Origin of the sequence: Streptomyces sp. NPDC021212 (genome assembly GCF_044332925.1) — a bacterium.
Lineage (GTDB): Bacteria > Actinomycetota > Actinomycetes > Streptomycetales > Streptomycetaceae > Streptomyces.
This window is the reverse complement of record NZ_JBIRPZ010000026.1, coordinates 26,298-47,310: the sequence shown is the minus strand read 5'-3', so window position 1 is coordinate 47,310 and position 21,013 is coordinate 26,298. Positions and strand designations below refer to the sequence as shown.

Annotated in this window: 17 protein-coding genes and 2 pseudogenes; 7 read left to right on the top strand and 12 right to left on the bottom strand. The window is 71.8% G+C overall.

Going from position 1 to position 21,013, the window contains the following annotated elements:
* Positions 1–383: 383 nt before the first annotated feature.
* Positions 384–1,835 (bottom strand): MFS transporter, encoded by a 1,452-nt coding sequence (locus ACH4SI_RS41050; RefSeq protein ID WP_398305815.1) that lies wholly within the window; start codon positions 1,833–1,835, stop codon positions 384–386.
* Positions 1,836–1,915: 80 nt separating this feature from the next.
* On the opposite strand from ACH4SI_RS41050, the gene ACH4SI_RS41045 reads away from it, so the two are divergent.
* Entirely contained in the window at positions 1,916–2,212 is a 297-nt protein-coding gene (locus ACH4SI_RS41045) for an ArsR/SmtB family transcription factor (RefSeq protein WP_398305812.1), read from the top strand.
* 119 nt (positions 2,213–2,331) lie between these two features.
* On the opposite strand, the gene ACH4SI_RS41040 is transcribed toward ACH4SI_RS41045, so the two are convergent.
* From ACH4SI_RS41040 to ACH4SI_RS41015, 6 genes are all read right to left on the bottom strand, one after another.
* Positions 2,332–3,108: a class I SAM-dependent methyltransferase gene (locus ACH4SI_RS41040; RefSeq protein ID WP_398305809.1), complete on the bottom strand. Its 777-nt coding sequence runs from the start codon at positions 3,106–3,108 to the stop codon at positions 2,332–2,334.
* Positions 3,109–3,120: 12 nt separating this feature from the next.
* The gene (locus tag ACH4SI_RS41035) at positions 3,121–5,382 is read right to left on the bottom strand and encodes a molybdopterin cofactor-binding domain-containing protein (RefSeq protein ID WP_398305805.1); all 2,262 of its coding nucleotides are present in this window, start codon (positions 5,380–5,382) and stop codon (positions 3,121–3,123) included.
* Positions 5,379–5,909, bottom strand: a complete 531-nt coding sequence (locus ACH4SI_RS41030) for a (2Fe-2S)-binding protein (RefSeq protein ID WP_398305802.1) — start codon at positions 5,907–5,909, stop codon at positions 5,379–5,381. The genes ACH4SI_RS41035 and ACH4SI_RS41030 overlap by 4 nt, the downstream gene beginning before the upstream one ends.
* On the bottom strand, positions 5,900–6,850 hold the full coding sequence (locus tag ACH4SI_RS41025; protein WP_398305893.1) for an FAD binding domain-containing protein: 951 nt from the start codon (positions 6,848–6,850) through the stop codon (positions 5,900–5,902). Before ACH4SI_RS41025 ends, ACH4SI_RS41030 begins: the two co-directional genes overlap by 10 nt.
* Before the next feature lie 21 nt (positions 6,851–6,871).
* A complete protein-coding gene (locus ACH4SI_RS41020; protein WP_398305799.1) occupies positions 6,872–7,639 on the bottom strand; it encodes a class I SAM-dependent methyltransferase in 768 nt (255 codons plus the stop codon).
* Positions 7,640–7,799: 160 nt separating this feature from the next.
* Positions 7,800–8,267, bottom strand: a complete 468-nt coding sequence (locus tag ACH4SI_RS41015) for a transposase (RefSeq protein WP_398305796.1) — start codon at positions 8,265–8,267, stop codon at positions 7,800–7,802.
* 527 nt (positions 8,268–8,794) lie between these two features.
* Here ACH4SI_RS41015 and ACH4SI_RS41010 point away from each other — a divergent pair.
* From ACH4SI_RS41010 to ACH4SI_RS41000, 3 genes and pseudogenes are all read left to right on the top strand, one after another.
* Positions 8,795–11,851 carry a LuxR C-terminal-related transcriptional regulator gene (locus tag ACH4SI_RS41010; protein ID WP_398305793.1) on the top strand — a complete coding sequence of 1,019 codons (3,057 nt, stop codon included), beginning with the start codon at positions 8,795–8,797 and terminating at the stop codon, positions 11,849–11,851.
* Between the two features lie 51 nt (positions 11,852–11,902).
* Positions 11,903–12,546, top strand: a pseudogene (locus ACH4SI_RS41005) (MMPL family transporter); the annotation flags it as partial.
* Positions 12,541–12,809: pseudogene (locus ACH4SI_RS41000) on the top strand (DNA-binding response regulator); the annotation flags it as partial. The pseudogenes ACH4SI_RS41005 and ACH4SI_RS41000, both read left to right, overlap by 6 nt.
* Here ACH4SI_RS41000 and pntB read toward each other — a convergent pair.
* Both pntB and ACH4SI_RS40990 read right to left on the bottom strand, forming a co-directional pair.
* Entirely contained in the window at positions 12,810–14,243 is a 1,434-nt protein-coding gene (gene pntB, locus ACH4SI_RS40995) for a Re/Si-specific NAD(P)(+) transhydrogenase subunit beta (protein ID WP_398305790.1), read from the bottom strand.
* A gap of 6 nt (positions 14,244–14,249) precedes the next feature.
* Positions 14,250–15,836: a Re/Si-specific NAD(P)(+) transhydrogenase subunit alpha gene (locus tag ACH4SI_RS40990; RefSeq protein WP_398305787.1), complete on the bottom strand. Its 1,587-nt coding sequence runs from the start codon at positions 15,834–15,836 to the stop codon at positions 14,250–14,252.
* 187 nt (positions 15,837–16,023) lie between these two features.
* Here ACH4SI_RS40990 and ACH4SI_RS40985 point away from each other — a divergent pair, with 187 nt between their 5' ends.
* Positions 16,024–16,530 (top strand): Rieske (2Fe-2S) protein, encoded by a 507-nt coding sequence (locus tag ACH4SI_RS40985; RefSeq protein ID WP_398305784.1) that lies wholly within the window; start codon positions 16,024–16,026, stop codon positions 16,528–16,530.
* Here the strand turns inward: ACH4SI_RS40985 and ACH4SI_RS40980 are convergent.
* Positions 16,517–17,185: an isochorismatase family protein gene (locus ACH4SI_RS40980; RefSeq protein WP_398305780.1), complete on the bottom strand. Its 669-nt coding sequence runs from the start codon at positions 17,183–17,185 to the stop codon at positions 16,517–16,519. The genes ACH4SI_RS40985 and ACH4SI_RS40980 overlap by 14 nt on opposite strands.
* Positions 17,186–17,219: 34 nt before the next feature.
* Between ACH4SI_RS40980 and ACH4SI_RS40975 the strand changes: the two genes are divergently transcribed.
* Positions 17,220–17,687: a pyridoxamine 5'-phosphate oxidase family protein gene (locus ACH4SI_RS40975; RefSeq protein ID WP_398305777.1), complete on the top strand. Its 468-nt coding sequence runs from the start codon at positions 17,220–17,222 to the stop codon at positions 17,685–17,687.
* A 41-nt stretch (positions 17,688–17,728) separates the two neighbouring features.
* On the opposite strand, the gene ACH4SI_RS40970 is transcribed toward ACH4SI_RS40975, so the two are convergent.
* Positions 17,729–18,634, bottom strand: coding sequence for a LysR family transcriptional regulator (locus ACH4SI_RS40970; RefSeq protein ID WP_398305774.1), 906 nt, complete (start codon positions 18,632–18,634; stop codon positions 17,729–17,731).
* A gap of 74 nt (positions 18,635–18,708) precedes the next feature.
* On the opposite strand from ACH4SI_RS40970, the gene ACH4SI_RS40965 reads away from it, so the two are divergent.
* Positions 18,709–19,647, top strand: coding sequence for a DMT family transporter (locus ACH4SI_RS40965; RefSeq protein WP_398305771.1), 939 nt, complete (start codon positions 18,709–18,711; stop codon positions 19,645–19,647).
* A 17-nt stretch (positions 19,648–19,664) separates the two neighbouring features.
* On the opposite strand, the gene ACH4SI_RS40960 is transcribed toward ACH4SI_RS40965, so the two are convergent.
* Positions 19,665–20,999: an aminotransferase class I/II-fold pyridoxal phosphate-dependent enzyme gene (locus ACH4SI_RS40960; RefSeq protein ID WP_398305768.1), complete on the bottom strand. Its 1,335-nt coding sequence runs from the start codon at positions 20,997–20,999 to the stop codon at positions 19,665–19,667.
* Between the last annotated feature and the right edge of the window lie 14 nt (positions 21,000–21,013).

Sequence of the window (21,013 nt, the reverse complement as noted above, 5' to 3'; positions counted from 1 at the left end):
CGTGCGTCGGTCACTGGTCCTCCAGGGGAGAAGATCCACGTGGGCCTTTCCCGTGGATCAACTGGAGTCTTCACGGTGCGGCGCGCGAGGGACATGCGGTGCGCACCGAGATACGCCCGAAGCATTTTCCGGCGGCGCATGTTCCGGTACCGAGGGAACCGCAGGTGTACCGAAGGACCGGCCGAGGCAGTAAACGCGCTGGGGCCGCACCGGAGTTGCCGGCCGTTCACACGGGAGCACGGGGCGGGGCGCCCGACCGTACGACAGCGGCCGGCCGCGCGAGGGGCCCGGGGACCTCCGGACGCACGAAAGCGGCCCGTCGCACACAGCGAGGTGTGCGACGGGCCGCGGTCGGCCGGCCGGAAAGTGCGGATGCGCGTCGGTCAGGCGGTGCGCCCCGCGTCGTGCCGGTCCGGTTTCCCGACTGGCACGGGTGCGTCTGCGCCGGTGCCCGGAACGTCCTTGACCCGGGTGCGCAGACCTGCGCCGATGCCCGCCAGGGCCGCCAGCGTGGTGATGGCGAAGACGACGCCGAGCGCTCCGTTCTTCGCCCAGCCCTGAGTGGCTCCGTAGGCGCTGACCGCGGTGCCCAGGCCCGTCATGACGGCGACGGACATGGTCTCGGACAGCTGGAGGTTGGAACTGGCCGCGCCTTCCTGCCCCTTGGGGGCGATCGACAGCACGATGGTGGTGACCGCCGGGTACACCAGGCCCATGCCGAAGCCCGCGATCGCCCAGCCGACCACGGCGAGCGTGACGCTCTTGAGGTCAGTGCCGATGGCCAGGGCAATCATCGCGTCGCCGATGACCAGCAGGACGAAGCCCGCCACCACCCGACTGTGCCGCCTCTTGCCCTCGCTGCGGGCGTCCAGCTTCGCCTGGATCCACGCACCGGTGACCCAGGTGAGCGCCCCCGTGGACAGTGCGAGGCCCGACTCCAGGGTGCTCAGGCCCAGGACCAGCGTCATACTCAACGGGAAGAACGACTCCGCCCCGTAGTAGGCGGTGCTGACGAGTCCGCGGACGATCATTCCGGCGGGCATTCCGCGCTGCACGGTGAGTGTGCCGGGCGGCAGCAGCTTGCGGAGCATGGGCAGGGCGAGGGCCGCGCCCGCGAGGACCACGGGGATCGTGATGGCGAGGTTGTGCTCCTCGAGCCCGGCCAGCACCGCACCCGTGCCGATCACCAGCAGCAGGGTGTACGGGATGCGCCCCTTGTCGGGGGCGGACGCCTCGGGGGCGCCGAGCTTGCGCAGGGCGGGCAGGGTGAGCAGCACCCCGATCAGTACCAGCGGCACCAGGATGATGAACACCACCCGCCAGTTGGTCGCCTCGGCGATCCCCGCCGCGATGGCTGGGCCCAACAGTGCGGGCAGCGTCCATGCCGAGGCCACCATGGCGAGCATCCGGGCACGCAGTGCGTCCGGGTAGGCCCGCCCGACGGCCAGGTAGGCGATGGCGAGCACGCCTCCGACGCCGGCGCCTTGGAGGGTGCGGCCGAGCAGGAAGACGTACCAGTTGTTCGCGATCGCGGAGATGCCGCAGCCGACCACGAAGAACAGGAATGCCTGGAGGTACGGTGCGGCCGGGCCGCGCTGGTCGGCGCCCTTGCCGGTGAGCACCGTGCCGAAGATGTTGGCCAGCATGAACGCGGTGAACGCCCAGCCGAACAGGCCCAGACCGTCGAGTTCCTTGGCGACCGATGGCAGCACGGTCGCCACTCCGAGCCATAAGAACGCCACCAGCGTGACGGACAGGATCAGCCCGATGGTCAGGGCCCGGTAACGGGGGGCCCAGATCCCCTCTTCGGTGCTCCCAGGAGCGGACGTGGTCATCGGTTCCCCATCTCAGCTATATGTCAGTTTCCTTATATAGTGGATCCACCATATAGGCGAAGGTCGATATGCTGTCAAGCGTGACCGACTTCGTATCGACTGCCCAGATGTTCAAGGCGCTCGGCCACCCACTGCGGCTGGGGATCGTCCGTGCTCTCGCCGCCGAGCCGGAGACCTGCGCCTGCGACTTCGCCGACGTCTTCGGCGTCTCGCAACCCACCGTCAGCCAGCATCTGAAGGTGCTGCGCGAGGCGGGGTTGGTGAGCACCCGCAGGCGCGGCGTCCAGATCTGCTACTCGGTGCGGCCCGAAGTGGTCCCCGTCCTGCAGGAACTGGTGGACACCTTGCGCGCGCCGAATCTGGCCGAGACGGTCTGAGCCGGCTTGGGGCACCTCTGTTCGCAGGCCCAGAGACGCGCCCCGCTTGCCGGTTCGGCGGGGCACATCCTCGCGTCGGCCGAGCGGGGTGCTCCCCGATATACCCCCCGTATGTCGGCTCAGCGGCGCGCCTCGAACATCACGATGGGCGGGTTCGCCAGGAACCCCTCCCAGAAGGCTGTGCCGAACCGCTGCTCGCCCTCCTCGCCGACCGTCATCGCCACCCACGTCAGTTCCCCGAATCCGGCTGCCGCAAAGGCGCGTTCGTACACCTCGGGCCGGATCAGGCAGGTCTCGAAGCTGATCGGCGGCTGGAGGGCCGCGGTGACCTTGATGTGGGTGCCGAGCTTCGACTCCCGCTGCCGCGTGAAGGTGAATCCGTACGGGTCGGGGCGCGGCCCCCGGAAGGAGAAGCCGGGGCGCTGGGTCACCCCGACGAACCGACCACCGGGGGCCAGTGCGCTCAGCGCTGCCCGGCACATGTCCGTCAACTCCTCCTCGGACCGCGCGTAGTTGACCAGGTACGCGGCCAGCACCAGATCGTGGCTGCCCAGCTCCGAGAGGTCGGGCTGTGCCGCGTCCGCGACCAGGTACTCCACGCCCAGCGGCGCGCGCTGCTCGATCGCCCGGGCCGAGTCGACCATCGCGGGGGAGATGTCCACGCCCAGCGCGCGGCGCGCCCCCCACTGCTTGACCTGCCGGGTGTAGAACCCGTCGCCGCAGGCCAGGTCGAGGACCTCGGCCCCGCGGACGTCGCCGAGCAGGCGCCGGAAACTGGAGCGTTCCGGGTAGACCGTGGGCAGTTCCCGGGCGTTCTCCCACTGCGCGCCGATCGCGTCATACTGCTGCGTAGCGGCCGCCGCCGTCCGGGTGCGGATGTCGGGTGTTTCCGTCATGCGTAAGGCCTTTCAGGAGAGCCCGAGGATGTCCTCGGGGCCGATGGGGATGCGCGGAAGGGTGCGCCCGGTCGCGGCGCGCACGGCGGCGGCGACCGCCGAGGTGGAGGTGACGGTCGGCATCTCGCCCGCGCCCCGCAGCCCGTACGGGGCGTGCGGGTCGGAGTGCTCCAGGATCTCCAGCCGCATCCGGGGTATGTCGGTCATGGTGGGGATCAGGTAGTCGGTGAAGGAGGGGTTGGAGATGCGGCCTCCGGACACCTGAATCTCCTCCATCAGGGCGAGGCCGAGTCCCTGGCAGCTGCCGCCGTGCAACTGTCCACGCAGGGCCAGGGGGTTGAGGGCCAGCCCCACGTCCTGGGTGGTGTCGAGGGCGACCACCTCGACGGTGCCCAGCTCCATGTCCACGTCCACCACCGCCCGGTGCGCGGCGAAGGCGAATTGGAAAATCGCGTCGCCCTGCCCGGTGACCGGGTCCAGCGGACGGGTCGGCCGGTGGTGAAACTCCCGGGTCTCCTCCACCGGCCCTTCCGCCAGTATGTCCGCGAGCTTGGCCAGCGGCCGGCCGGCGGCGTCGACCACTGTGGCCCGCTCAAGACCCGCCGCGGCGCCCGGTGTGCCGAGCAGCCGGTCCGTACGGGCGAGCACGAGGGCGCGCACCGCCTCGGCCGCCGCCTTGACCGCGCCGCCCGTGACGTAGCTCTGCCGAGCGGATGACGTGGGGCCCGCGTCGCCGAAGGCGGTGTCGCCCAGTTCCACCAGTACCTCGGACACACCCAGTTCGGCGGTGACGATCTGGGACTGCACGGTGACCAGCCCCTGTCCGACCTCGGCGGCGGCGGTGGTGACCCGGGCCCGCGGCACCCCGCCATGGAGCTCCAGCCGTACCCGGGCGGTGGAGTAGTCGTCGAAGCCCTCGATGAAGCCCACGTTCTTCAGCCCCACCGCGTACCCCACACCCCGTTGCACGTGGGGGTGCGGAGGCTGCGCGGGACCGGGGAGGGGGACGGCCCGCAGCCGGTGGAGCAGTTCGGCGATCGGCGCCGGCTGGTCCAGTACCTGCCCGTTCGCCACCGTGGAGCCCTCCGCGACCGCGTTGCGCAGCCGCAGCTCCACCGGGTCCAGGCCCAACTTCGCGGCGAGCAGGTCCATCTGGGACTCGTAGCCGTAGCATGCCTGCACCGCGCCGAAGCCGCGCATCGCGCCGCACGGCGGATTGTGGGTGTACACCGAGCGCACTTCCACATCGACGTGCTCCACCTCGTACGGTCCGGCCGCGCACATGGCGACAGTGCTCGTGATCGCGGTCGAAGTGGACGCGTACGCACCGCCGTCCAGTAGGATCGACGCCTTGACGTAGACGAGCTTGCCGTCGCGGGTAGCGCCGTGCTCGTAGGCCATCCGGGCCGGGTGCCGGTGCACATGGCCGAAGAAGGACTCCTCGCGGGAGTAGCACATCTTCACGGGTCGTCCGGTGCGCAGCGCCAGCATGCTCGCGTGCACGTGCATCGACAGGTCCTCGCGTCCGCCGAACGCGCCGCCCACACCGGCCAGCAGCACCCGCACCCGCTCACCCGGCAGCCCCAGGGAGGCCGCCACCTGGGCATGGTCCTCATGGATCCACTGGCTCGCGACGTGCAGGTCCACCCCACCGTCCGCGGTCGGCACCGCGAGCCCCGACTCCGGGCTGAGGAATGCCTGGTCCTGCATGCCGATCTCGTACTCGCCGCGCACCACCACCTCCGCGCGAGGCAGCCGGCCATGCTGCGCCGCGCCCCGGAGCAGCGGCACCCGGCGCACCAGGTTCCCCTCCGGATGCACCCGTACCGCGTCCTCGTCGAGCGCGGCGGCCGGGTCGGTGAGCGGGTGCAGCACCTCGTACTCGACGCGCACCAGGGCGGCGGCCCGGCGCGCTGTCTCCCGGTGGTCGGCGGCCACCAGGGCGACGGCCTCGCCCTCGTACCGCACGACGTCCACGGCCAGCACCGGCTTGTCGACGACCATCGAGCCCTGCAGGTTCCGCCCCGGCACGTCCCGGTGGGTGAGGACGGCGTGCACCCCGGGCAGGGCGCGCGCCTCCTCGGTGTCGATGCGCAGGATGCGGGCGTGCGGGTGCGGGCTGCGGGTGGTGGCCCCCCACAGCATCTCCGGGGCCCGCAGGTCGGAGGAGTAGACGAAGGTGCCGTCGGTCTTCGCTGGGCCGTCGGGGCGCGGCACGCTCTCGCCGAGCGGGCCGCCGGCGCGGCCGGTCGGGTAACCGGCGGACGCGTTCACCGCAGCTCCCGGGCGACGTGCGGGCCGTGGGGCTCAGGGGCGCCGGCCGCAGCGTCGCGCCGGTACTCGGCGGCCCGCAGCACCGCGTCCACGATGTGCTGGTAGCCGGTGCACCGGCAGACGTTGCCCGACATGGCGGACCGCACTCCGGCCTCGTCCGGATTGGGCTCCCGGCTCAGCAGGTCCTCGGTGGCCATCAGCATCCCCGCGGTGCAGAACCCGCACTGCACAGCCCCCGCCTCCAGGAACGCGCGCCGCACCGGGTGCTGCCTGCCGGGGGTGTCCGGGTCGGTGAGGCCTTCGACGGTCCGTACCTTCTGCCCGTCGGCCTGCGCCGCGGGCACCAGGCAGGCGCAGCAGAGCAGCCCCTCCAGGTGTACCGAACAGGAACCGCAACGCCCTTCCTCGCAGGCGTTCTTGGTGCCGGTCAGGCCGACGCGCTCGCGCAGCACGTACAGGAGGTTCTCGGTCTCACGCACGTCGTCCAGGACGTGTTGCTCGCCGTTCACGGTGAGGGTCAGGCGCATGGTTGCCGCTCCATCCTGCGGTGGTGTCGGTGCTGCCAGGCCCGGGAGAGAACCCGGCGGGCCAGGACTGCGACCGCGTGCTGCCTGTAGGAGGCGCTCGCCCGTACGTCGTCGACGGGGGCGGTCTCTGCGGCGGCCAGCTCTCCGAAGTGCCGCAGCAGGCCGTCGGGCAGGGGCGCGGCGGACTCCCAGGCCCCGCGCCGGGCCAGTTCAGCGGATACGAACTCCTCCGCGGCCGACGCGGGCCGGGGCGTGCCGGCGATGCCGCCCATGCCGGTGCCCACCCACCCGGGGTCCGGCCACAGGGCCACCGCGAAGGACGCCGTGGAGACCGTCAGGGAACTGCGGCGACCGAGCGCGGTGAAGCACTGCGGGCCGCCGGCCCTCGGCACTTCGATCGCGGTGAAGAGCTCGTCGGGCTCCCGCACTGTGCGGCCAGGCCCGGTGTAGAGGGCACGGGCCGGTACGCGCCGCCGGCCGCGCGCCGAGTCCAGGACGACGTCCGCCCGGCAGGCGAGGAGCATGGGATGCAGGTCCCCCGCGGGCGAGGCGGATCCCAGGGCGCCGCCGAGGGTGCCCCGGTTGCGGATCTGCCGGGAGCCCACGGCGGCGGCGGCCTCGGCGAGGCCGGGCAACGGACCGCTCAGCTCTCCGATCAGCCGGGCGTACGTCAGGGTCGCGCCGAGCCGGATCGGGCGCCCGGCGGAGCGGATGCCGTTCCACTCCCCGCTCCCGTCAGCGTCGGTGCCGGCGTCCTCCTCGACCGGCGACCAGGCGCAGAGCCCAGCCAGCCGGGATAGATCCAGCAGTGCGGCCGGCGGCTCGCCGCCCGCGTTCAACCGCAGCATCAGTTCGGTGCCGCCCGCCACGGGCACGGCGCCGGGCCGCTCCGCGAGGGCGGTGAGCGCGTCCTCGTGGTCGCGCGGCAGCAGGTACTCCATCGTCGGCACGCCTTCCTGTGGTCAGCCGACCTCGGCCGAGCGGCGGCAACGGAAGGAGACCCAGGGCGGGTTGTCGAAGTAGCTCTGCCAGTAGGGCGTGCCGAACTCCAGGATTCCGTCAAAAGAGAGCTCGGTCGGCGTCCACACGAAGTCCTCGAAGCCCGCCGCGGTGAACGCCTCCTCGTACACCGACGCGTGCTGGAGGCAGGCATGGAAGTCGAACGGCGGGACGGTGGCCACCGAGACCCTGATCCGGGTGCCGGTGCGCAGCGGCTCGGCCCGGTCGAAGGAGAAGCCGTACCGGGACAGGCTGGCGCCGTCGAGGTCCAGGTCGGGGCGGGCGTTGAAGGAGAGGAACGTGCCGCCGGGCCGCAGGTTCGCCGCGGCGGTCCTGGCCATCGCCTGCATTGCCTCCTGGGAATCCGCGTAATTGAGCAGATAGATCGCCATCACAGTGTCGAAGGCGCCCAGGGATGGCAGAGCCATGGCGTCCCCGACCCGGTATCCGATGCCCAGGGGTTCCTGTTCCTCGATCCTCTCCGCCACGCCCACCATTTCGGCGGAAACATCCACACCGGTCACCCGTGATGCGCCCATTCGGCGTGCGAGCCGGGTGTAGAAGCCGCTTCCGCAGGCAAGATCGAGGACGTTTCTGCCTTGAATATCGCCCAATAGTCGAGAAACACTCGGGCGCTCCACGAAACGGGCCAGTGGCAGCTGCTTGGATTTTTCGTAAGTTTCACCTATGCAATCGTACTGGGCTTTGACAAATGAATAGGCGTCAGTCACGGCGCGTCCTCAGTTTCGGCGACCTGCTTTTCTTGCGCATGCGTCCCCGATCCTTTCCCGAGCCGCCGTCCTCAGTCCGGTGCGGCGCCGCAATGCCACCGAAGGGTTATGCGGGACCTACCGCAGGATTAGCCCGGCGCGGGGCGGACATGTCTGCCCATTACCCGAAAAGTAACGTAATACTTTTCTGGCTTCGCTGTTTCGGCTGGGCCTGCTCGGCGGCTGAGCGTGGTTCTTTGAGGCCGCGTCGGCAGGTGGGCATGTGGTGGGGCCGACGCGGGGCCGGGTTCCCCAAGGCCCTTGAGTCGAGGTGGGCGGGGCCCGCGAGTCGGATGGCGGGGCGGGGCACTGCGGCCATTCGGTGAAATGCGGCCGCGAGTTCATGTCTCCAGGGCCAGGTGGTCGATATTCGTAAGCGCGGGCGGCGGCCGCCCCGGGTGATCCGGACGGCGACGTACGGGATCCGGTGGCGCGGTTTCCTGGGTTCGGCAGCGGCCGGATCGCTGTCCAGCAGGAGGACACGGGTCCGGGCGAGGAGGTCGATCGCCGCGAAGCCGAGTTCGAGCCGGACGGCGTTGACCGGGAAGCGGCGGGAGGGGAGCGGCCGAGGCCTGTGGTCTTGCCGCACCGGATGTGGTCCTCGACAGCGACCGGCAGCCGCCAGGCGGTCGGTGACAGGCGACCGGGCCGAACGCCTCACCCCGGTCGCGCAGCACGGCCGGATCCGTGCAGGTCCGACCGCCGTCAGTCACCGTCACCACGAGGTCGGCAGCGATCCGGCCAGGGGCATGGCCAGTGCACCCCGCACCGTCGGCGGAGACATGAAGCCTGGGACGAGAAACCGATACCCGGCACGCAGAAAGCGCCTTCCCACCTGGACCGACAGACCCCCTCGGCAAGGTGCATAGTCCCAGTCAAGAAGGCACTTTTGGGTTCTCGCTCACAATCCGGACCAAAGCCCAAGCGAAACGCGGAGGCCAGTCTCTTGCTGGATATCATTGAGGTGCCTGGGTACCGTTCCCCGTACGACCACCCTGAGGGCGCGGGTCCGGACAAGATCGCCAACCGGGCAATAAACTTCTTGACCGGTGTGCAGCGGCTGACTTACCTTAACTTGAGAGAATATGCTCAATTCCCGTAATGCAATGACATCCTATGATGTGCGGGGGAATGATGTGGGATTTCTTTTCCCGAGTCAGGGACGGCGAGGGCCAGGGACTACTGATTGAGGCCACCGCAGGCATGGGGCGCACCACGGAGCTGCGCAGTGCGGTTGCAGCAGCCCCAATATACGGGTTGCGCGTACTCAGCGCGCGCGCCCGTGCTTCCGAATCGGACTCCGATTACGGCGTCGCCCAGCAGCTGGTGTCCCGGGCGTCCGACGTGCTCGGAATGGAATACGAAACCGAGGAGAAGGATCCTTACTGCCCCTCCCCCCGGGGCAGCCCGCTCCTGCCGGTCGAAGCAGATCTGCACCCTCTGCTGCGCGTTCTCGCCAACGACACCCCGGTGCTTCTCGCCATCGACGACCTCCAGTGGATGGACCAATCCTCGCTGAAGTGCCTCGGTTATCTGATGGCCCGGCTGGAAAACGCTCCGGTGGCGCTCGTGGCCACCCTCGCCCCCGGCGAGGCCCCGCGGAACTTCATGATGGCGGAGGTGCTCGCCGGATTCCAGCACCGGTTGGTGCTGACCGGACTGTCCCGGGAGCAAACCGCAGTCCTCGCCGCGGAGATCCTCGGCGCGCCCGTGCGCGCCGACACCGTCGAGTCCGCCCTCGCCGTGACCGGGGGCAACCCCTACCTGCTGGACGCCCTCTTCCGCGACCTGCGGCTCAGCGGCCCCGGCCCGGCCACCCTCGCCCCGCGCGACATCGTGAAGCACGGGCCGGTGGAGGTGGCGGAGATGCTGCTCAGCCGGTACGACCGCACCTGGCCCGGCGCCGAGCCGATCGCCGAGGCCGTCGCGGTGCTCGGCGAAGCGGCGACCGTGCCCGCGCTCGCCCGCCTCGTCGAGGCGGACGAACTCGCGGTCGCGGACACCGTCGCCTCCCTCACCCGCGCCGGCCTGCTGGCCCAGGACCGACCGGCGGTGCGCTTCGCCCAGCCGCTGGTACGGACCGCGACCCTCACCCGGGTGCCGCCCAGCAGGCGCAACGCCCTCCACGTACGGGCCGCGCACATGCTGTACGAGAGCGACGCGCCCCGCGAGCAGATCGCCGTCCAGATACTGGGCAGTCACAACGAGCCCGCGCAGCACTGGACGTGCACGGTGCTCAGCGACGCCGCCCGCGAGGCGGTGGAGCGCGGCGCGTACGACGTGGCCCGCGACTACTTGAGGCGCGGACTCCAGGAGTGCGAGGGACAGTGCCAGGGCAAACTGCTGCGCGTCCTCGGGCAGATCGAGCTGTCCCAGGACCCGGCGGCAGCCGCCGAGTACCTGCGCCGGGCCCTCACCCTGAGCCCGGACCCCGCGGAGCGCACCGGCATCCGCATCGACCTGGCGCATTCGCTCTACCTGCTCGACCGGCCCCAGGACGCCCGGACGGTACTGGACGAGGGCATCGCCGACGGTGGCGTCGACCCGCAGGACGTCCCCACGCTGCGGGGCGAGCAGTTCGTCCTCGGCGGGCTCGGCCCACTGCGTCCGCACCCCGAGCCGGGGCAGGCCGCCGTGGCGTCGGCGCAGACCGGCGCCGTGCTGTCGGAGAGCGAACCGCCGGACGACAGCGCCGCCGAGTTCTTCCGGCTCCACTCGGCCGACCTTCTCGACCAGCGGCTCCGGCTCGACCTCGCCAGCCTGCTCTCGTGCTGCCGGGGCAAGGACCGGCTGGAAGCGGTCCGGCAGGCCGAGCGGGCCCTTCGCAGGCCGTACACCGGACTCAACGAGCGGCTGGCGGCCCGCACCGTCCCCATCCAGGTGCTGGCCACCGCCGACAAGCTCGACAGCGCGCTCGCCGAGGCCGACCGCCTGGTCGACCAGGCGACCGCCTCCTGCTCGCGGACGCTGGGCGCGCTGGCGTACAGCATGCGCGCCGAGGTCAACCTGCACATCGGCAACCTCTCCCGCGCGCTGGAAGACTCCTACCAGGCCCTGGAATTGATGCCGCTGACCTCCCCGCACTACTGGGTGTGTACGGGCCAGGCGGTCGCGGCCGGCGTGGGCGCGCTGGTGGAGACGGCCAGGACGGAAGAGGCGTACCACGTGCTGGAGCGGTTCCGGCTCGACCGGCGGATCCCCGAACGCAGCAGCTTCGGCCCGCTGTTCTTCCACCGGGGACGGCTGCGGCTGGCGGACGGGGACCAGGAGGGCGGTCTGGCCGACCTTCTGGAGTCCGGCGTCAGGCTGGAGCGGGCGGGGACGTTCAACCCGGCCGTGCTGGCATGGCGCTCCGAAGCGGCGCTGGTGTACGCCGCGCGGGGCGACCGGCAGGAGGCGCGGCGGCTCGTCGACGCCGAGTTGTCGCGGGCCCGCCGCTGGGGTGCGCCCCGCGCCATCGGCCGAGCGCTGCGCGCGGCCGGACTGCTGGCGGAGGGCCACAAGGGCGAGGCGATGCTGGGCGACGCGGTACAGGTCCTGGAGTCCTCGCCCGCACGGCTCGAACTGGCCCGGGTCCTCGCCGACCTCGGCATCCAGACCCGGCGTTCCAGCCGGTTGCGCGACGCCCGTGACCTCCTCCGCCGTGCGCTCTCGATGGCGGAGGTGTGCGGGGCGGCGAAGCTGGAGCAGACGGTGCGGGAGGAACTCCTCGTCTCGGGCGCCAGGCCGCGCCGGGCCACCGAGGTGGGGGTGGACGCTCTGACGCCCACCGAACGGAGGGTGGCGTTGCTGGCCGCCCGAAAGCACACCAACCGGCAGATCGCGGCGAGCCTCTTCGTCGCCCAGCGCACCGTGGAACTCCATCTGAGCAACGCCTACCGCAAGCTCTCGATCACGGGCCGCCCCGGCCTCGCGGCCTACGCCGACGAGCTTCAGGGGAATGTGCCGCAGGAGAGCGGGACGGAGGCCGAAGCCGCCGCCCCGCAGCCCGCCCGCCGGGCCTTCCCCGAGCCCTGCGCGGAACAGCCGGTGCAACCGGTGCCGCAGCACATGCCGCAGCCGGTGCAGTCCGTGCCGCCTGTGTCGGTCGTCCAGTCCCCCTCCTCGGCACTGGTACGGGCCCGCCGGATGAACCCGAGAGTGGAGAGCGCGTCGAGCCGTCGCGCGCGCTGATCCCAGCGCACGCGGCAGCTCGGAACGACCGGGCAAGCAACAACCGAGCCGGACGCCAACGGTGCCGACGCGCGGATCGTCTTCATCGCCCCGGACGGGGAGAAGGTGACCGCTGTACGCCCGGTTCCACGCCGCCATCGGCAAGCTGGTGGCCACGGCCGCCGACGGGCCCCAAATCGCCGGTGCCGTGAACCCCTTCAAGCCGAACGCCGTGAGCGGGGACGCCTCCACGGCGTACGCCACGGTCACCTGCAAGACCAAGGCCGACGACCTCAGCGACGTGCGCAAGGCTGCCCTGGAGAAGGCCATCGACGCGGCCCGCGACGCCGGGCTCACGGTCGAGGCGGGCGGCAGCGCGCTCGCCACGCAACCGGCTGCCGGAGGACCGGCCGAGGGCATCGGCATCGCCCTGGCCGCCGTCGTGCCGCTGGTCACCTTCGGCTCCCTGGCGGCCGCCGGCCTTCCGCTGCTCACCGCGGTCGTCGGCGTCGGGATCAGCATGGGGCGCGATCCTGGCCCTGGGCAGCACCTTCGGGCTGAACATGACCACCGGCACGCTCGCCTCGATGCTCGGGCTCGCGGTCGGCATCGACTACTCCCTGATCGTGGTCTCCCGCTACCGGGCGGAACGCGGACGCGGGCACAACCCGGGTGAGGCGGCCGGAATCGCGGCCGGCACCGCGGGTTCCGCCGTCGCCCTGCGCGCCGGCGCGAGCGGATTCCTCGGCAAGGACGTCGGCCCGGAACTCCTCCTGTCGGGCATCCGCACCGTCGCGGCGGGGGACTCCCACCTCTCCCCCACCGCGACCCGGACCCTCATCACCCGCTTCCCTGTCGGACCGTACACAGCCACATCCAGCGCGCCATGTCCGAACTCGGCGTCCGCGACCGGGCCCAACTGGTCGTGATCGCCTACCCGTCAAGGCTCGTCCGGGCGCGCCCGCAGCAGGGCGGCTGATCAGTTCGCCGTGCCCACCATGGCCACGGCCGACCCGTCGGTGGCGTCGAGGCTGCGCAGGATGTCCTCCACCCGCTGCTTGGCGTCGCCGAAGAGCATCTGACTGTTCTCCCGGAAGAACAGCGGATTCTGCACACCCGCGTACCCGGTGGCCAGGGAGCGTTTGAAGACGACGACATCGGCCGCCTCCCACACGTGCAGCACCGGCATCCCGGCGATGGGGCTGCCCGGGTCGTCGGTGGCGGCCGGGTTGACGGTGTCGTTGGCGCCGATGACCAGGACGACCGAGGTGCCGGCGAAGTCGGCGTTGATCTCGTCCATTTCCAGGACGATGTCGTAGGGCACGTTGGCCTCGGCCAGCAGCACGTTCATGTGACCGGGCAGCCGGCCGGCGACCGGGTGGATGCCGAAGCGCACCTCGACGCCGCGCTCCCGCAACTTGCGCGCCAGCTCCGCGACCGGGTACTGGGCCTGGGCGACCGCCATGCCGTAGCCCGGAGTGATGATCACCGAGGAGGCGTCGCGCAGCAGTTCCGCGGTGTCCTCCGCGCTGATCTCCCGGTGCTCCCCGTGGGCGCCGTCGTCGCTCGTCACCGGCTGGTCCCCGAAGCCGCCCGCGATCACCGAGAGGAAGGAGCGGTTCATCGCCTTGCACATGATGTACGAGAGGTAGGCGCCGGAGGAGCCGACCAGCGCGCCGGTGACGATCAGCAGGTCGTTGGCGAGCAGGAAGCCCGAGGCCGCCGCGGCCCAGCCGGAATAGCTGTTGAGCATCGAGACGACCACCGGCATGTCACCGCCGCCGATGGAGGCGACCAGATGCGCGCCGAGGGCGAGGGCCAGCACGGTGACCGCGATGAGCAGGCCCATGTGGGGGCGCGCGACGAACACCGCGGTGAGCACGGTGAACGCGGCGAGCGCGCCGAGGTTGAGGGCGTGTCTGCCGGGGAGCATGAGCGGCCGGGACTTGATCCGCGCCGACAGCTTCAGATAGGCGACGACCGAGCCGGTGAAGGTGACGGCGCCGATGAACACGCCGATGAAGACCTCGGCGTGGTGGATGCGCAGCAGCGAGCCGGTCAGCCCGGAGTCGGCGTCGAGGTAGCCGTTCCAGCCGACGAGCGCGGCGGCGAGACCGACGAAGCTGTGCATGACGGCGATCAGTTCCGGCATGCCCGTCATCTCGACCACACGAGCCCGCCACAGCCCGATGCCCGCGCCGGCGGCCGTGGCGACGGCGATCAGCACCAGACCGGTGGCGGTGATGCTCCGGGAGGCCAGAGCGATGGTGGCGGTCAGCGCCAGACCCATGCCCGCGATGCCCCAGACCACTCCGGAGCGGGAGGTCCGGTGCTGCGAGAGTCCGGCGAGGCTGAGGATGAACAGCAGGGCGGCGACGAGGTAGGCGGCCTGTGCGGCCGTGGTGGTGGTCATCCGCGATCAGCCTTTCGAGAACATGCCGAGCATGCGGCGGGTGACGGCGAATCCGCCGAATATGTTGATGCTCGCCAGCAGGATCGCGGCGAACGACAGCACGGTGACCGCGGTGTCCGTGCGCCCGATCTGGAGCAGCGCGCCGACCACGACGATCCCGGAGATCGCGTTGGTGACCGACATCAGCGGAGTGTGCAGCGCGTGGTGCACATTGCCGATGACGTAGAAGCCGATGACGATCGACAGGACGAAGACCAGGAAGTGGCCGATGAGCTGGTGCGGTGAGAAGGCGGTCACCAGGAAGAGGGCGAGCGCTCCGGCACCGACGAGAGCGTAGCCGGACCGCGGGGAGCGCGCGGCCCCGGCCGGTGGGCCGGGAGGCGTGGCGGGTTGCGGGGCCCCGGCGGGCGTGGGCGCGGCGGACACCTGCACCGGTGGCGGCGGCCAGGTCTTCTCGCCTTCGCGGACCACGGTCATCGACCGCTGCACCACGTCGTCGAAGTCGAGGACGAGCCGGCCGTCCTTGCCGGGGGTGAGCAGCTTCATCAGGTTGACGAGGTTGGTGCCGTACAGCTGCGACGCCTGGGCCGGGAGCCTGCCGGGCAGGTCGGTGTAGCCGATGATCGTCACGTTGTTGCCGGTGACGACCGCCCTCCCGGCGACCGTTCCCTCGACGTTGCCGCCCTGGGCCGCGGCCATGTCGACGATCACGCTGCCGGGCTTCATGCGCGCCACGTCCTCGGCGGTGATCAGCTTCGGCGCCGGTCTGCCGGGGACGAGTGCGGTGGTGATGATGATGTCGACGTCGGCGGCCTGCTCGGCGTACAGCCGCGCGGCGAGCCGGTTGTAGTCGTCCGAGGTGGCCTTCGCGTAACCGTCGGTGCTGACCCCCTGTTCGGAATGCCCGGACTGTTCGGCCCGTTCAGGCCGCACCTCCAGGAACTCCCCGCCCAGCGAGCGCACCTGTTCGGCGACCTCGGGCCGGGGGTCGGTGGCGCGGACCACGGCGCCGAGGCTGCGCGCCGCGCCGATCGCCGCGAGTCCGGCCACCCCGGCACCGGCCACCAGCACCCTGGCCGGCGGCACCTTGCCGGCGGCGGTGACCTGACCGGTGAAGAAGCGGCCGAAGGCGTGCGCGGCCTCGACCACGGCCCGGTATCCGGCGATGTTCGCCATCGAACTCAGGACGTCCAGGGACTGGGCGCGCGAGATGCGCGGGACGGCGTCCATGGCCAGCACGGTGATCGGCCGCCGGGCCAGCTCCTCGACCAGCTCCGGGTGGAGCGCGGGGCCGATGAGCGCGATCAGTGTCGTCCCGTCGCGCAGCCGCCCGATCTCCTCGCCGGAGGGGGCGTTGACCTTCAGTATGATCGAGGCCGACCAGGGGTCTCCGAGGCGGGCCCCCGCCTCCTCGTAGGCCGCGTCGGAGAAGCGGGACGACTCTCCCGCCCCCGGTTCGACGACCACGTGGTACCCCAGCTCGACCAGCCGGCCCACGGTGGCCGGTGTCGCCGCCACCCTGGTCTCGCCCGCGGTGGACTCGGCGGGCACGCCGATCCGCTCCGCTTCCGGCTCAGGTTCCGGTTCGACCATCGTCTTCCTCTCTCGCCGTTGACGCCCGGGCCCCGGGCCTGTCCGCCCGGCGCTTCGTGCCTGTCCATCCATCGGTGCCCGGATCTCCTCGTTTTCGACCCTGCCCGGATCGACAACTCGTCGGTTGAACGCTTGAGCGCCGGGCTGCGTATGGAAGCGAAACGTCCCTGGATCAGGAGGCACCACCATGACGCAGCCGGAAACCACCGGATGGGGCACCACCCGTCGCGCCGTCGTCTCCGCTGCCGGAGCGGCCGGGCTGGCCGCCGCCCTCACGGCCTGCGGCAAGGACGACGGCGGCGGGTCGGGCGACTCACAGAACGCCGGTTCCGCCCAGGAGTCGGCCGGGTCCGGGCAGTCGGGCGCGGCGGGATCGGGAGGCGACACGTCGGGCGGCGGCGGGGGCGGGATGGAGCTGGCCAAGACCTCCCAGATACCGGAGGGCGGCGGCATGGTCTTCAAGGATCACAAGGTCGTCGTGACCCAGCCGTCCTCGGGGCAGTTCAAGGCGTTCTCCTCGATCTGCACCCACCAGGGGTGCTCGGTCGGCGACGTGTCGGACGGCACCATCAACTGCCCGTGTCATCAGAGCAAGTTCGACATCAACGACGGCAGCCCGAAGGGCGGACCGGCCACGAAGCCGCTGCCCGGCGCCAAGATCAAGGTGGAGGGAAGCTCGATCAAGATGGCCTGACCGCCTGCCAGCGGGCGAGGACGTCCTCGGTCGTGGTGACGGTCGCGACGAGGGCGAGGGTGTGACGGACCATTGCCGGGGTGTACGAGGCGGGCACCCCGGCGATGGCGTCCGCGGGCACCACGGCCGTATAGCCGAGGTTGACCGCGTCGAAGACGGCGTTGGGTATCGCCACATTGGCCGACACGCCGACGATGACCAGGGTGCGGCAGCCCAGATTGCGCAGCAGCGCGTCCACGCCGGTCCCGGCGAGCGGCGACAGGCCATGCAGCCGCCGCACCAGCAGATCCTCCGCGCCGACCGGGACCGGTTCGGCGATCCGTACCGCGTCGCTCCCGGTGAGCTGCCGCACCGGCAGCCGCTCGGCGGCCCGGAACAGCGGCGCGTTGCGGTTCGCGCCACGCCCGTCGGCGCGCCGCTCGGCCACCGCGTGCAGCACGGTTACGCGCGTGTCGTGGGCGGCCGACACCAGCCGGGCGACACGCCCGAGTGCGCCGGACTCCCGGGCCTCGGCGGCGAGTTCGGGCAGTGCGCTGCCCGGACCCACGACGCCGCGCTGGCACTCCACGGTGAGCAGGGCACAGCCCTCGGGCCGGAGCAGTTCGGACAGCGACACGGCGGCCTCCTGGTCTCGCGGCGGGAGGCTAACGGCCATTGCGTGTGGAGGGAAGAGTCGCGATTCTGTGCGGATGACCGTCACCCAGCGGCGGGGACGCCGCATCATGATGACCCCGGCCGAGCTGGACGCGTTCCTCACCGAGCAGCGCACCTGCCGGGTCGCGACCGTGGCCGCGGACGGGCGGCCGCACCTCAGCGCGCTGTGGTTCGCCTGGGACGGCACGGCCCTCTGGCTCTACTCCCTGACCCGCAGCCGCCGCTGGGCCGAGCTGCGCCGCGATCCGCGGATCGCGGTGATCGTCGACGACGGGCACGACTACGGCGAGCTGCGCGGCGCCGAGCTGAGCGGCGAGGCCGTCTTCGTCGGCGAGGCGCCGCGCTCGGGCGCGCCGTGCCCCGAACTCGACGCGCCGGAGCGGATGTTCGCGGCGAAGTACTTCGGTCTGGACGCCATGCCGCACGACGGGCGCCATGCGTGGCTGCGGCTGACCCCGGACACGGTCAGCTCCTGGGACTTCCGCAAGCTGCCCCAGGGCTGAGCGGGCCTGACCGGCCGGGCCCCGTACGCCGGGCCTGCCGGTCAGTCGACGACCTTCTCCCCCACCGCCCGCAGCACATCCACCGCCGCGCGGATGGAGGGCCTGCGGTCGGCGTCGGCGCGCCAGATCGCGTAGACGTGCCGGCGCATCGTGGGCGGGCTCACCGGCACCATCCGCACGCCCTCGGGCACCGGGCCCCGGCCGAGCCGCGGGATGACGCCGATCCCGAGCCCGGAGGCGATCAGCGCGAGCTGGGTCTGGTGCTCCCGCGCGGTGTGCCGGATGTGCGGCTCGATGCCCTTGCCGCGCAGGGTCACCATCAGCCAGTCGTAGCAGAACCCGCCCTCGGGCCAGGACACCCACTCGTCGTCCACGAAGTCCTCCGGCTCGACCGCGCAGCGGTCGGCGAAGGGGTGGTCCGCGGGCATCGCCACGTCCACCAGGTCGTCCAGCAGCGCCGCCTTGACCAGCCCGCCGGGCACCGGAAGCGGCTTGTTGTACCAGTCGAGGACGACGGCCAGGTCGATGTCGCCGCGCACCACCGCGGGCACCGACTCGTCCGGCTCCATCTCCTGCAACCGGGCGCGCAGCTGCGGATGGTCGGACCGCATCCGCTCCAGCGCGGCGGGGAAGAGGCCGCGGACGGCGGTCGGGAAGGCACCCAGCAGCAGCTCGCCGACGGCGTGTCCGCGCTGGGCCTCCAAGTCGGCCTGAGCCAGCTCCACTTGGGACAGGATCCGCGCCGCGTGGTCGGAGAGCAGCCGCCCGGCGTCGGTGAGCCGCACTCCGCGGCCGTTCTTGGCGAGCAGCTGCTGCCCGGTCTCCCGCTCCAGCTTGGAGAGCTGCTGGGAAACGGCCGAGGTGGTGACATGCAGCCCCTCGGCCGCGCCGCTCACGGAACCGTGCCGGGCCACGGCGTACAAAGTGCGCAGGCGATCCAGATTCATGTAAGCAATGCTACGCGATAATGCATATGAATTCTCGCTTGTTCTAAGAAGTTGTAGCTCCCACTCTGGATGCCATGACCTCAGCGACCACCACGGCGTCCTCCCCTGCCACCGACCAGCCGCCCGCCTCCGCCGCCCGCCCACGTCGGCTGCTCGACTGGCGGATCCGCTTCGGCGTGCTCGCCCTGGTCTGGGGTTTCAGCTTCCTGCTCATCAAGGTGGGCACCGAGGCGTTCGCGCCGCTGTACGTCACGCTCGGGCGGATGCTGTTCGGCACGGCCGTCCTCCTCGCGGTCCTGCTGGCGAAGCGGGAGCGGCTGCCGCGCGGGGCCCGGGTGTGGGGCCACCTGGCCGTGGCCGCCTTCTTCCTCAACGCCCTCCCGTTCTCGCTCTACGCCTACGCGGAGACGACCATCCCCTCCACCCTGGCCGGCATCTGCAACGCCGCCTCGCCCCTGTGGGGCATGGTCGTCGCGGTGGCCGTCCTCTCCGACGACCGCCCGAGCAGGCGGCGCGTCGCGGGCCTGGGCCTCGGCTTCACGGGCGTGCTGATCGTGCTGGGCGCGTGGCAGGGCTTCTCCGGCCAGGATCCGCTGGGCACGGCACTCGCGCTCACCGCCTCGCTCAGCTACGCGATCGGCTGGGCCTACGTCCGCCGTACGCTCTCCGGCACCGGGAACTCCCATCTGACCATGTCCTCCGGCCAGTTGCTGCTCGGCACGGTCCAGCTCGCGGTCGCCGCCCCGCTCGCCGCCCCGGCTCCCGGCTCGTTCCCTCTCCTTCCCCTGCTGTCGGTGCTCGCCCTCGGCGCCCTGGGCACGGGCGTCGCCTTCCTGATCCAGTACGGCCTGGTGGACGAGGTCGGCCCGACGACGGCGATGATGGTGACGTACTTCGTCCCGGTGATCGCCACGGCGGCGGGCGTGCTCCTCCTCGGCGAACACCTCAGCTGGAACACGCCCGTGGGCGCCCTCATCATCCTCGTCGGCGCGGCTCTCACCCAGCGCCGATAAGTCCCCGGTACGCCTCATCAATCCATCCGCCCCGCCGGCACCGGCCCCCTCGCCACCGCCGACGCCACCGCGTCGGCGAGCCGGGCCACCTCGTCGGTACGCAGCGGAGAGACCGTCAGCCGCAGCCCCGGCCCCGAGGCCACCCGGAACCGGGCGCCCGGGGCGACCGCCCAGCCCGAGGACAGCAGGCGGGCCACCGCGCCCGTCTCGTCGGGCACCGGGACCCAGACGTTCATCCCGCTGCGCCCGTGCGCGGCGACTCCCCGCTCCCGCAGGGCCCTCACCAGGGCGTCGCGGCGCGCGTCGTACGCAGCCGCGACCACGGCGGCGTCCACCGCGCCGGTGCGCCACAGATGCGTCACGGTGTCCTGGAGCAGATGGCTGACCCAGCCGGGACCGAGGCGCTGCCGTCCGCGCAGGCGGTCCAGGGTGACGGCGTCGCCGGTGAGCACCGCGAGGCGCAGGTCGGGGCCGTACGCCTTGGCGGTGGAGCGGACCAGGATCCAGTGGTCCGTGCCGCCCGCGAGCGGATGCAGGGGCAGATCCACGATGCCGTGGCCGTGGTCGTCCTCGATGAGCACCACGCCGGGATGACCGACGAGGACGGCGCGCAGCTCGCGGGCGCGCGCCGCGCTCACCGCCGCGCCCGTCGGGTTCTGCGCCCGGTCGGTGACGACGAGCGCCCGCGCCCCCTGCCGCAGCGCCCGCTCCACCTCCTCCGGCAGCGGCCCGTCGTCGTCGACCCCGACGGGCACCGTGCGCAGCCCGAGCGCCGGGATCAGGTCGAGCACACTCCCCCAGCCGGGGTCCTCGACGGCGACCGCGTCGCCGGGCCGCAGATGGGCGGCGAGGACGCGCTCGATGGCATCCAGCGAGCCGGAGGTGACGGCGACGGGCCCGTCCGGCACGCCGTCCGCGTCGAAGGCGGCGCGCGCCGACTCGCCGAGACCGGGGGCGACCCCCGGTGCGCCGTACAGCGTGGGGCGGTCGGCGGCGCGCACCGCGGCCTCCGCGAGGGCCGCGCCGAGCGGCGGCAGCAGGGCGGGGTCGGGGTTGCCGCTCGCGAGGTCGCGCGCGCCCGGAGCTTCGACCCGGATCCACTCGCGGGGCGTGCTCGCGGGGCGCGCCCGCACCCGGGTGCCCCGGCGGCCCGCTGTCTCGATGACCCCGCGCTCGCGCAGGACGCGATACGCGGCCGCGACGGTGTTCGGATTGACGCCCAGCCGTGTGGCCAACTCACGCTGCGGCGGCAGCGGTTGGCCGGGCGACAGCGCCCCGCCGCCGACCGCCCGCTCCACACTGGCCGCGATCTCCGCTGCGCCACGCCCTTCGATCGGATATTCTCCTAGCACAAAACACAGTTTGC